Source organism: Halorientalis litorea (genome assembly GCF_023028225.1).
In the GTDB taxonomy this organism is placed as follows: Archaea; Halobacteriota; Halobacteria; order Halobacteriales; family Haloarculaceae; genus Halorientalis; species Halorientalis litorea.
On record NZ_CP095482.1, the window covers coordinates 1,096,611 to 1,108,574 of the forward strand.

An 11,964-nucleotide genomic window follows, 5' to 3' on the forward strand; every position below is an offset into this window, starting at 1 on the left:
CACAACGCTGAACGCTCGGTATCGCCGACAGGACGTATGCGCGCGTACCGCGTTGCCTACGACGGTCGACCGTACGCCGGGTTCCAACGACAACCGGACGTGCCCACCGTCGAGGACGAACTGCTCGACGCACTCGGAACACTCGGCGTGACCGACGCGGAGACGCCCCCCGGCTACGCGGCCGCCGGGCGCACGGACGCCGGCGTCTCCGCGCTCGCACAGACCGTCGCGTTCGAGGCCCCCGAGTGGCTGACTCCGGCGGCGTTCAACAGCGAACTCCCGGCGGGCGTCCGGGCGTGGGCCGCCGCCGCCGCACCCGAGAGGTTCCACGCGACACACGACGCGGCGGCCCGGACTTACGTGTACCACCTCTACGCACCCGAAACGATGGTGGCCGACGCCCGGGCGCGGGCCGCGTTGGACGGCCTCCGCGGGGAACACGACTTCCACAACCTGACGCCCGACCACGACGGCACGGTGCGGACCCTCGACGGGTCGCTCGTCCGTGACGGTGACTTTCTGGTCGTCACCCTCGAAGCGGGCGGGTTCGCCCGGCAACTCGTCCGCCGGGTCGTCTCGCTCGTCGCCGCCGTCGGCCGGGGGGACAGAGACGTGGCCGCGGTCGAGCGCGCACTCGCTTCGGACCCCCTGCCGGGACCCGAGGGCATCCCGCCCGCTCCCGCGCACCCGCTGATACTGCAGGACGTGACCTATCCCAGCCTCACCTTCGAGCGTGACGCCGACGCGGCGGCGAGCGCGCGAGCGGTGTTCGAGGAACGACACGTCGAACACGCGGCACGGGCACGCGTCGCGGGAGCCATCTCGGACTCGCTCGGGTGACGCCACCGACGCGCTTACGCCGCCGCCGACCCTACGACGGGTCATGAGTTCGGTACCGGACCGCGGCGACATCGAGGAGTCCTACAAGTGGGACCTCACGGACCTCTACGCCGACGACGAGGCGTGGGAGCAAGCCTACGAGGAAGTCGAGGCACGACTGGACGACCTTCGTGCCTACGAGGGTAGCGTTACCGACGACGCGGCGACGCTCCTTGAGGTACTCGAACTGCGCGAAGAAGTCATGCGCGAGGTGTCGAGCGTGGTGTCATACGCACGGATGCGGCGGGACGAGGACACGGCCGACGGCCACTATCAGGCACTGCTGGCACGGGCACAGTCACTGTCTTCGGACGCCCAGAGCGCGGCATCGTTCATCGAACCCGAGCTACAGGAGTTGAGCCACGAAGACGTCGACGAGTTCGTCGCGGCGGAGTCAGACCTCGCGGAGTACGACCACTACTTCGACGACGTGTTGCGGATGAAAGACCACACCCGCTCGGCCGAAGTGGAGAACCTGCTCGCCGAGTTGGGGGAAGTCACCGGGGCACCCGGCGAGGTGTACAACATGCTCGCGAACGCGGACATGGAGTTCCCTGCGGTCGAGACGCCCGACGGGGAACAAAAGCGAATCACGCTCAACAACTTCACGACGCTCCAGAAACACCCGGACCGGGCGTTCCGCGCGGACGTGTACGAGCAGTTCTACGACGAGTGGGAGACTGTACGAAACGCCGTCGGTGCGGCCTACAAGAACAGCGTCAAGACCGACAGCAAACTCGCACGGGCACGGGACTACGACACCGCACGCGAGGCCGCACTCGACGAGCCGAACATCCCCGTCACGGTGTACGACAACCTCGTCGACACAGTGCGGGAGAACCTCGACACCCTCCACCGACACGCAGAGTTGAAGCGGGAGGCCATCGGTGCCGACGAGTTGCGGATGTGGGACCTCTACGTCCCGATGGTCGAGGGCGAGAGCCCCGAAATCCCCTACGAGGAGGCGTGCGAGTACGTCACCGAGGCCGTCGCACCGCTGGGCGAGGACTACCAGTCACGGCTTGCCGAGGGGCTGGACTCCCGTTGGGTCGACGTGTACGAAACCGACGGCAAACAGTCCGGAGCATACAGCGGCGGCACGTACGACTCACAGCCGTACATCCTGCTGAACTACCAAGACGACGTGTCGTCGATGTACACGCTGGCCCACGAACTCGGCCACTCGTTGCACACCCAACTCACCAGCGAGGAACAGCCATACGTCTACTCCGGCTACGAAATATTCGTCGCCGAGGTGGCCTCGACGGTCAACGAGACGTTGTTGACCCACCACCTGCTCGACACCGTCGAGGACGAGCGTCTCCGTCGACACGTCCTCAACGAGTACCTCGAACGGTTCCGCTCGACGCTGTACCGGCAGACGATGTTCGCCGAGTTCGAACACCGCACCCACGAACTTTCCGAGGCCGGCGAGGCACTCACCCCGGACCGACTGGACGAGTTGTATCTGGACCTCAAGTCGGATTACTACGAGCCAGCGGTCGTCGACGACCGCATCGCTCGCGAGTGGATGCGCATCCCGCACTTCTACCGGGCGTTCTACGTCTACCAGTACGCGACGGGCATCAGCGCGGCCGTCGCACTGGTCGACAGCATCCTCTCGGAGGGCGAACCGGCCGCCGAGCGGTACGTCGAGTTCCTGCGGAACGGCTCCCGGGAGTACCCCTTGGAACTCCTCCGTGGCGCGGGCGTCGACATGGCCTCGCCCGACCCTGTGGAGTCGGCACTCGACGTGTACGACGAGTACCTCGACGAGTTCGCGTCGCTGACCTGACCGCCCGCTGTCGGTTTTGCCGCCGAGCGGGAGGATGGCCGGGACCCAAAGGCCCTTTTACGTGCGTACCTTAAGCTCGTCAGTCAGATGTCCCGGAGTCCGTCGCTCCCGGACCGGCCCCGGCTGGACCTCGACCCCGATATGTCCCCTGCCGAACGGCTGGACGCGTTGCGGGAGCACTTCGTGAAGTTGGAACAGGTGAACGAGGAGTTGGCCGAACAACTGGAGTCAGCCCGCGAGCAGCGGAGCGAACTCCGTGAGGAAGTCGACCACCTCGAACGAGAGAACGAGACGCTCAAAACGTCCTCGCTGTACGTCGCTACGGCCGAGGAACTCACCGACGAGGGCGTCGTCGTCAAACAGCACGGCAACAATCAGGAGGTGCTGACGGAGGTGTCCCCACAGCTCCGCGAGGACCTCGAAGCCGGTGACCGCGTCGCCATCAACGACTCGTTCAGCGTGCAAGCGATGCTGGAGGCCGAAACCGACGCCCGGGCACAGGCCATGGAGGTCGACGCCTCACCCGCCGTTGCCTACGACGACATCGGCGGCCTCGAAGAGCAGATTCTCGAAGTCCGGGAGGCCGTCGAGGAACCACTCGTCAACGCCGAGCAGTTCCGCGAAATCGGCATCGACCCGCCGAGCGGGGTGCTCCTGCACGGGCCGCCGGGGACGGGCAAGACGATGCTGGCCAAGGCCGTCGCCAACCAGACCGACGCCACGTTCATCAAGATGGCCGGCTCGGAACTCGTTCGGAAGTTCATCGGCGAGGGCGCGCGCCTCGTGCGCGACCTCTTCGAGTTGGCCTCCGAGCGGGAACCCGCCATCATCTTCATCGACGAGATAGACGCCATCGCGGCCAAGCGGACCGAGTCCAAGACCAGCGGGGACGCGGAGGTCCAGCGGACGATGATGCAACTGCTCAGCGAGATGGACGGCTTCGAGGACCGCGGCGAGATTCGCATCATCGCCGCCACCAACCGCTTCGACATGCTCGACCGCGCGATTCTGCGCCCCGGCCGGTTCGACCGCCTCATCGAAGTCCCCGAACCGGACATCGAGGGTCGGGAACGCATCCTCGAAATCCACACCGAAGCGATGACGCTCGCCGACAGCGTCGACCTCGGCGCGATTGCCGCCGAGACCGACGGGTTCAGCGGCGCGGAACTCGCCTCGCTGGCGACGGAGGCCGGGATGTTCGCCATCCGGGACGGTCGCACCGATGTCAGAACCGTCGACTTCGAGGACGCCATCGAGAAGGTGACCGAAGCCGACACCGAGGACACCGGGCCTATCGCGTTCTACTGACGCGCGCTCGTCGCTCGCGATTACCCATCCGCACTGGTGCCGACCCGGAGCGAAAGCCAGCGAGGTTAACGACCACCCGGGTTTATCGTGTTTGGTAAACGACACCAATAGTTAATGACCTCGGTCACCCACTCACTGTATGAGCGGACAGAATCAGCACCGACAAGACCGCCGTACTACTGGAATCAACGGTGTAGATGCAGTCCTTGGTGGTGGTTTATTGGCCGACTCCGCGACGCTCGTCCGGGGGCCACCCGGTTCGGGAAAGTCGATATTTACACTCCACTTTCTCGCTGCTGCCGACGCCGACGAGACGGCACTCTACGTCAACCTCGGGGAACCCGATGAGTACGTCCGGTCGACCGCCCGTGGCTTCGGATTCGACGCCGATGCCCTCGAATTTCTCGACCTCTCCCCTTCAGGTGACCGGTTCCAAGACGAGGAAACGTACACGCTGTTCCGGTCGGAGGACGTCGAAGCACCGTCGCTGGTCGAGGACATTCGCTCGCGCGTCGAAGCGGTGGACCCTGACCGGGTCGTCGTCGACCCGGCCACCGAGTTCAAGTACCTCACACCGGACGAACACCAGTTTCGCACACAGATTCTCGGACTCTTGGACTTCCTCAGGGACATCGGCGCGACGGTCCTGTTGACCTCACAGGCCGCGGATTCGATGCCCGACGACGACCTGCAGTTCCTCGTCGACGCCGTCATCAACATCGAAAAACAACCAAATCACAGGACGGTTCGCGTGTCGAAGTTCCGCGGGTCCTCTGTCGCGCGCGGACATCACACGCTCCAGATCTCCGATGCCGGAATGGAGGCGTGGCCACAGCTCAACCCCAACCGACACGGCCGAGAGTTCACTTCAACGACGCTCTCCTCGGGCGTTCCCGAGTTAGACGACTTACTGAAGGGAGGGCTTCCAACGGGAACGGTAACGTTTCTCAGTGGGCCCACTGGTGTCGGCAAGACGACGACAGGCATCCAGTTCCTGAGTGAAGCCGCCAAACAGGGCCACAAGACCGTTCTCTACAACTTCGAAGAAGACCGTCATACGCTGATGAGTCGTGCGGAGGCGATCGGTATCCCGCTCGCCGACATGGTCGACCGAGGGATGCTCGCAATCGAGGAGATAGGGCCGGGAGTCCTCTCTATCAACGAATTCACACACCGGGTTCGGACAGCAGTCGAAGACGAGGACGCCGAACTCGTGATGATAGACGGGACCAGCGGATTCAAGCGGTCGCTTCGTGGTGTCGGCTCCGACCCGATGGCACACCTCGTGACCATCGGCCGGTATCTCCGCAACATGGGTGTGACTGGCATCGTCAGTAACGAGGTCCACCAGATAACCGGCGAGTTCCGCGCCACTGAGAAGGGGACGAGTTACCTCGCGGACAACATCCTCGTCCTTCGCCACGTCGAGCACAGAGGAACGCTCCAGAAGGTAATCGGGGTCCTCAAGATGCGGACGAGCGACTTCGAGAACCAACTCCGACGGCTGGAAGTCACGGGCGACGGGTTACAGGTCGGCGAGTCGCTCTCGAACCTCCGTGGTATCCTGACCGGGACACCGAACTGGACCGAGGGGGGTGAGTGACGGACCCATGACGCCGGCACTCACAGCCAGTAGCGTGGTATCGACGTCGGCCTGTGGCACCACCAGTCCCGCCAGCGCAGAACGGTCACGGGGACGAGTCACTCCCGGAGAACAGGAGGGGTGGCCCGGTCCGAACGCGATAGAGGTGAACGATGGAAACAAACGAACTGTCTGACCTCGTCGGAACCCGGGGCGAGACAGGTGCCGAAACCGACAGTTCGACGAGTATTTTGCCACTCGTGGCCGACAGCGGGAATCAGCGAGTCCTCCTCGAGTGGCTCACCGACCACGAGAGCTACGAGGCAGTCGAAGGCACGTCGAGTCCGTTCGAGGCCGACTTCGACCTCTGTATCATCGACGGGGGAACACTCCAAGAGTACCGAGAGGAATTGAAGACGGCGAAGGCAGACTCGGAACCCGTACTCCTGCCCGTGCTCCTCTTGCTCCCGGAGACACGGTCGGACGTCATCGAAACCGACGAGGGGGACATCGCCGACAACGTCTTTCCGACGACTATCGACGAAATCGTCTCGCTCCCGATTCGGCAGACCGAACTCGAGTGGCGAATCCAGTCGCTCCTTCGCCTGCGTAACCAGTCCATCACGACACAGAGACAGAACGCGGAGCTCAGACTGTTCCAACAGGCCGTCGAGTCGACCGGGCACGCCATCTACATCACGGACACGGACGGTATCATCAAGTACGTCAACGACGCGTTCGAGGAGATGACCGGGTACACGCGTGCCGAGGCGGTCGGGGCGGACGTCAGCCTCGTTCATCCAGGAATCGAGTCGGAGGAGTACTTCCAAGAACTCCACGAGACGATTCGTAACGGTGAGGTCTGGGAGGGAGACATCGTCGACGAACGGAAAGACGGCGAGTCGTACACCGCCGCACAGACGGTCGCGCCGGTGTCGGAGGGCGGCGACGTGAGTGCGGTCGTCGCCGTCCAGAAAGATATCACCGAGCGCAGAGAACGGGAGGAGACACTCAAGCGGCGGACCCACGCCATCGAGGAGACGCCGGTCGGGATTACCATCACCGACCCCTCTCGCGACCACAATCCGATGATTTACGTCAACGATGCGTTCTCCGAAATGACCGGCTACTCGCGTTCGTACGCTGTCGGGCGGAACTGTCGGTTCCTGCAGGGCGAGGACACGGACCCCGAGCGTGTCGGCCGAATTCGTGCGGCAATCGACGCAGAAGAACCGATTTCGATAGAGCTTCGGAACTACCGGAAAAACGGGACGGAATTCTGGAACCACCTCGAAATTGCCCCTGTCAGGGACGCCACTGGGACAGTCATCAATTGGGTCGGCTTCCAGCAGGAAGTCACCGAACGAAAGGAACGCTTACGACAGTTAGGTGTACTCGACCGCACACTGCGACACACTCTGCGCAACGATATGAACGTGATTCGCGGGCACGCAGAGAGCATCCAGTCCCATGCGTCGACCGCGGTCGCGGAGTCGGCCGAGCAGATAATCGAGGCGAGCAACGACTTGCTGGCGATGGCCGAGAAAGAGAAGGCTATCACTTCACTCCTGCGTGATAGGCCGCGGCAATTAGAGTTCGATATTCCGGTACTGCTTCGGTACGTTGCGGACGAGGTCCGGGCCGACCACCCCCGTTGCACAATCGACGTTGCGTGTCCCGAGGACGTGGCTGTAGTCGCATCAGAAGAGTTCGACGAGGGGGTCAGAGAGGTAGTCACGAACGCGGCCACTCACACCGACGCGTCGTCGTCCGAAGTTGAAATCACCGTCGAGGAGACCGGCGAGACTGTCTGTATCAGCATCGCCGATACCGGACCACAGATTCCCGAGATAGAGCGACAAATCCTGTTGGACTCCGAACCAGAGGTTCAGACGGAGTTACGCCACGGGAGTGGGTTGGGGCTGTGGCTAGTCAGGCTCATCGTCACACGGTCGAACGGCAGCATAGACGTTGCAGAGAACTCGCCGCGAGGGAACGTCATACGGCTGGAACTTCCGAGAGCGGAGACGTGACTCGGACGGCGTAGTCCCAGACGGGCCAGTCCGTCTGGCGGCCGGTTCCGCGCCGCTCGCTCGTCCGGCAGCGGGCGTCCCGGTGTTTACGCCGTACAGATGTCCACGAAGTTCCGCAGGATTCGCAGTCCCGTCTCGCCGGACTTCTCGGGGTGGAACTGCGTGCCGAAGACGGTCCCGGACTCGTCGGCGACGATGCTCGGGAACGCCTGCTCGTAGTCCGTCGTTGCGACGACGGCGTGGTCGTCCTCGGGTGCGGCGTAGTAAGAGTGGACGAAGTAGGCGTACTGGCCGTCGACGGAACCGCCTCGCGCGGTTCCGTCTGCCCGTGGCGTCTCCGACGCCACGCTGTCGATTCCGTCCACCAGCGGGTGGTCACGCTGTACGTCGAGACTGTTCCAGCCCATGTGCGGGACCTTCTGTCCCTCGCTGAAACGGCGGTTCGTGCCCGGAATCAGGTCTAGCCCTTCGGCCTCGCCCTGTCCGGCGTGGTCGGCCTCCTCGCTCGTCGTCAGCAGCATCTGCATTCCGAGGCAGATGCCGAACAGCGGCGTACCCTCGTCGGCGGCGTCGGCCAGCGCGGCCCGGAACGGCCCGGCGTTCTCCATGCCCTCGCTGAACGCGCCGACGCCCGGCAGGACGATGCCGTCGGCACTGTCGAGCGCGCCCGGGTCGTCCACGAGCGTCACGCCAGCCCCGGCACGCTCCAGCCCTCGGGTGACGCTTCGGAGGTTCCCGAGACCGTAGTCGACGACGACCACCTCGGCCGTCGTCTGTGTAGATTGGCTCATGGACGCCACTTCAGCCGGCCGGGAAAAATCAGTTCCGTTCGGCGGTCGAACGCACGTTCCGGCAGGCAACTGACGTGCCGTCCTCACACAGTCGTTCGAGGGTTTTGCAAGCCTGTTCGTTGCCAGACGTACAGAGGCGTTCAAGAACTACGACGGCCCCGCGGTCCGATTCGATTTCTGCCGACATACAGCATTATTATTCATTATGGATTCAAAAGTCTGTCGCCGGTCAGAAGTCGCCGAGGCTCGACTGGCCGCCGCCGTCCGCGAAGTCGGCGGCCCGCCGGACGGCCGACTCGAACGTCTCGGCTTGACTCCGGTCGTACAGGGTCGCCGCCGGGTGAACACAGACCAACACCCGGCGCGTCTCGCCAGCGATGGGAACGTCGAACAACTCGCCTGCCTCACCCGTGACGGCCACGTCCCGGTCGAGCAGGTGTTCGCTCGGCACTTTTCCAAGCGTGACGATGACCGCGGGGTCGACTGCGTCGATTTCGGCGTCGAGATAGCCCCGGCAGTTCGCCAGTTCCTCACTCGTCGGGTCGCGGTTCTCCGGGGGGCGACAGCGCACGCAGTTCGTGATGCGCACGTCCTCGCGGGCCAGTCCGGCGTCCCGGAGCGCGTCGTCCAGAACGGTGCCGCTCCGACCGACGAACGGTTCGCCCTGTTCGTCCTCGTTGGCCCCCGGTCCCTCGCCGACGAACAACAGGGCCGCGTCCGCCGGGCCGACGCCGTCGACTATCTGCGTGCGGGACTCCACCAGCGCGGGACAGCGCGTGCAGTCGGTGACACAGAGGCCGTCCATCCGGTCCATGCACCCGCTCCGGGCGGCGGCGGCAAAAACCCGTCAGTCCGCCGCGGCCCGGAACTGGTCGGCCGCCCGGGCGGCGAGTCGTGCGACCCGGAGCGGTTCCGGTCGGCCACCCCCGGGCGTGAAGCCACGCACGACCTCTGCGGCCTCGGCGTCCGGGAGGCCGACGTTCCTGACGAACACGGTGTCGTCGCCGAGGGAGACCCGTTCGCGTGCCGGTTGCGCCCGGTAGGTGGCGAGTCGCGTTTCGAGGGCCGGACCCTCGAAGGCCTCCCGGAGGGCGGGTTCGAGGCCGTCGCTCGCCTCGTAGGTGACGGAGACGACGGGGCGGTCGGTCCCCTCGTGGATTCGCGTGAGGTCGAGGACGTTGAACCACGCGAGTGCGATACCGGACACCAAGAGGTACTGTACGTCCTCGCGGTCGAGAAAATCGGTGAGTTCGAGAACGGCGTCGGTGGCGTCGGTACCGCCGACGGTGCAGTCGGTGAACGCGAAGCCGTCGGTCACCCGGTCGGCGCGGACGACGGCCCCGGCTATCGTACTCCGGTCGTCAGTGAACGACTCCGCGACGCCCAGCGCGCGGACGCCGGGTTTCACGTGTTCTCTCGTTCGTCCTCTTTGATGTCTTTGAGTTTGTCGAGGAGTTCGTCGTTACTAGCACTGAACTCGTACTCGACGTCGCCCTCGTGTGTGTTCTCGGCTGTGGATACGCCGTCGTCGCCGTCGAAATCAGTGTCGTACTCCTGATTGTCCTGTTCGGACTCGTCGTAGCTCCCGAACCCCATGTCTGTTCATTACAGTTGCACGCCTAAAAGTATCCCGCCGCCCGGTACCCTGATGGGCATCCCGGCCGAGACACGGATATGGACGTGACGAACGTAACCGCGGGAGCCGAGACGTTCACCTGCAACGCGTACCTCGCGCACGGGGACCGCTCCGTCCTCGTCGACGCGGGGATGATGGACGGTGTCGTCGACGTGGTCCGCGACCACACCGACACGCTCGACGCAGTCGTTCTCACCCACCAGCACGGCGACCACGTCGGGCAACTCGACGCCGTCCTCGACGCCTTCGACGCCGACCTGTACGCCTACGCCGACCACCCGCGGCAGACGGTCGAACTGAACGACGGCGACCAAGTGTTCGTCGGCGACGAAGCCTGCGACGTGGTGTACACGCCGGGCCACGCCGACGACCACGTCTCCCTCGTGGGTGAGGTGAGTCTGTTCAGTGGCGACGTGGTCGTCCACGACGACGGCGCGTTCGACTACGGGTCGTTCGGCCGGACGGACATGGCCGGGCAGTCCCGCGAGCGACTCGTCGAGAGCATCCGCGAGTTACTGGACCGGCTTCCCGAGGGTATCGAACACATGTACGCAGGGCACGGGGACACCTTCCACGGCGACGTGCGCGACGTGATAGAGACGGCACTCGAGCGGGCAGAAAAGCGCGAGCCGAAGTATCCGGACGAGTGAATCCGGAGTTCAGGCGGTGTTGCGTTCGCGGTTCTTCGGTCGAAGGTTGCCGTAGCCACACTTCCGGCAGCGGTCGGCCCGGCCGGGGTTGCGCGCGTTACACCGCATGCAAATCATCTTCGCGAGGATTCGGTCCTCTGCCGCCTCGAACGTAGCCATACCTCCGGGTTTCGCCCGCCGCGGTTTAAGATTTCCGAGTCGGACGGACAGGGAGAGTTTTGTGGACCGGTCTCGTACGCCGGGGCATGTTGTTCGACAGACTGGCCGACCTATCGCTGACGGTCGAGTCAGTGACGCTCTCGGGGCACGAGCGGGACACGTCGAGCGGGTTCGCGCGCGCGACGACAACCGTGTCCCTGCACGGTGCGGACGAGACGGGGCGCGGCGAGGACGTGACATACGAGACAGACCTCCACGAGGAGTTCCGAGCCGCCGGGCCGCCGACCCTCGCCGGTGAGTACACGATAGCCGAGTTCTCCGACGTGGTCGGCGAGCGCGACCTGTTCCCCTCGGCACCCGAGCGCGAAGATTTCCGACACTACCGGCAGTGGGCTTTCGAGAGCGCGGCACTCGATTTGGCACTCAAGCAGGCCGACACGGACCTCGCGTCGGCACTCGGTCGGTCCTACGACCCCGTCGAGTTCGTCGTCAGCACCCGCCTCGGCGACCCGCCGACGACCGACCGACTGGAGCGACTGCTCGCCGAGTACCCGGACGCGGCGTTCAAACTCGACCCGACGACGGAGTGGAGCCGCGAGTTGGCCGACGACGTGGCGGCACTCGCCCCCGTCCGCATCCTCGATTTGAAAGGGCAGTACGAGGGCACGGAGGTTGACTCCCCGGCGGACCCCGACCTCTACCGGACGGTGGCGGCGGTGTTCCCCGACGCCGTGCTGGAGGACCCCGCGCTGACGGACGAGACGGAGGCGATACTGGCGGACTACGAGGACAGGGTGTCGTGGGACGCGCCGATTACCGGCGTCGAGAGCGTCCGCGAGTTGCCCTTCCAGCCCTCGTGGCTGAACATCAAGCCCTCGCGGTTCGGGAGTCTCGAATCCCTGCTCGACACCATCGAGTACTGCAGACGGCGGGACGTGACCCTCTACGGCGGCGGCCAGTTCGAACTCGGCGTCGGTCGCCAGCACCTCCACGCGCTGGCCTCGCTGTTCTACCCCGGGAGTCCGAACGACGTGGCTCCCGGCGGTTACAACGACCCGGAGGTGCCCCCGGACCTGCCGGAGAGCCCACTCGACCCACCGGAGGACCCGAGCGGTTTCGAGTGGGGCTGAC

The 11,964-nt window shown here is 64.9% G+C and carries 13 protein-coding genes; 7 read left to right on the forward strand and 6 right to left on the reverse strand.

Translation table 11 applies throughout. The annotated features are described in order from the left end of the window. The first annotated feature begins 36 nt into the window (after positions 1–36). From truA to MUG95_RS05940, 5 genes are all read left to right on the forward strand, one after another. Complete coding sequence (gene truA / locus MUG95_RS05920) at positions 37–840, forward strand: tRNA pseudouridine(38-40) synthase TruA (protein WP_247010150.1); 804 nt, start codon at positions 37–39, stop codon at positions 838–840. A gap of 43 nt (positions 841–883) precedes the next feature. Next, positions 884–2,674: an oligoendopeptidase F gene (pepF, locus tag MUG95_RS05925; RefSeq protein ID WP_247010151.1), complete on the forward strand. Its 1,791-nt coding sequence runs from the start codon at positions 884–886 to the stop codon at positions 2,672–2,674. An 87-nt stretch (positions 2,675–2,761) separates the two neighbouring features. Then, complete coding sequence (gene pan2, locus MUG95_RS05930; protein ID WP_247010152.1) at positions 2,762–3,982, forward strand: proteasome-activating nucleotidase Pan2; 1,221 nt, start codon at positions 2,762–2,764, stop codon at positions 3,980–3,982. A gap of 139 nt (positions 3,983–4,121) precedes the next feature. Then, positions 4,122–5,585, forward strand: a complete 1,464-nt coding sequence (locus tag MUG95_RS05935) for an ATPase domain-containing protein (RefSeq protein WP_256463869.1) — start codon at positions 4,122–4,124, stop codon at positions 5,583–5,585. 152 nt (positions 5,586–5,737) lie between these two features. Further along, entirely contained in the window at positions 5,738–7,597 is a 1,860-nt protein-coding gene (locus tag MUG95_RS05940; RefSeq protein WP_247010154.1) for a PAS domain S-box protein, read from the forward strand. 86 nt (positions 7,598–7,683) lie between these two features. Here the strand turns inward: MUG95_RS05940 and hisH are convergent, their stop codons facing one another. The 5 genes from hisH to MUG95_RS05965 are packed head-to-tail and all read right to left on the reverse strand — an operon-like array spanning position 7,684 to position 9,984. Next, positions 7,684–8,388, reverse strand: coding sequence for an imidazole glycerol phosphate synthase subunit HisH (hisH, locus tag MUG95_RS05945; RefSeq protein WP_247010155.1), 705 nt, complete (start codon positions 8,386–8,388; stop codon positions 7,684–7,686). Positions 8,389–8,416: 28 nt separating this feature from the next. After that, a complete protein-coding gene (locus tag MUG95_RS05950) occupies positions 8,417–8,575 on the reverse strand; it encodes a hypothetical protein (protein WP_247010156.1) in 159 nt (52 codons plus the stop codon). A 42-nt stretch (positions 8,576–8,617) separates the two neighbouring features. Next, a complete protein-coding gene (locus MUG95_RS05955) occupies positions 8,618–9,202 on the reverse strand; it encodes a uracil-DNA glycosylase (RefSeq protein WP_247010157.1) in 585 nt (194 codons plus the stop codon). A gap of 33 nt (positions 9,203–9,235) precedes the next feature. Next, entirely contained in the window at positions 9,236–9,796 is a 561-nt protein-coding gene (locus MUG95_RS05960) for an endonuclease dU (protein WP_247010158.1), read from the reverse strand. Beyond that, positions 9,793–9,984 carry a DUF5786 family protein gene (locus MUG95_RS05965; protein WP_247010159.1) on the reverse strand — a complete coding sequence of 64 codons (192 nt, stop codon included), beginning with the start codon at positions 9,982–9,984 and terminating at the stop codon, positions 9,793–9,795. The genes MUG95_RS05960 and MUG95_RS05965 overlap by 4 nt, the downstream gene beginning before the upstream one ends. Positions 9,985–10,062: 78 nt before the next feature. On the opposite strand from MUG95_RS05965, the gene MUG95_RS05970 reads away from it, so the two are divergent. Then, positions 10,063–10,674: an MBL fold metallo-hydrolase gene (locus MUG95_RS05970; protein ID WP_247010160.1), complete on the forward strand. Its 612-nt coding sequence runs from the start codon at positions 10,063–10,065 to the stop codon at positions 10,672–10,674. A gap of 9 nt (positions 10,675–10,683) precedes the next feature. Here the strand turns inward: MUG95_RS05970 and MUG95_RS05975 are convergent, their stop codons facing one another. Continuing rightward, positions 10,684–10,833, reverse strand: coding sequence for a 50S ribosomal protein L40e (locus MUG95_RS05975; protein ID WP_247010161.1), 150 nt, complete (start codon positions 10,831–10,833; stop codon positions 10,684–10,686). 86 nt (positions 10,834–10,919) lie between these two features. On the opposite strand from MUG95_RS05975, the gene MUG95_RS05980 reads away from it, so the two are divergent. Continuing rightward, on the forward strand, positions 10,920–11,963 hold the full coding sequence (locus tag MUG95_RS05980) for an enolase-like domain-containing protein (protein WP_247010162.1): 1,044 nt from the start codon (positions 10,920–10,922) through the stop codon (positions 11,961–11,963). The last annotated feature ends 1 nt before the right edge of the window (position 11,964 follow it).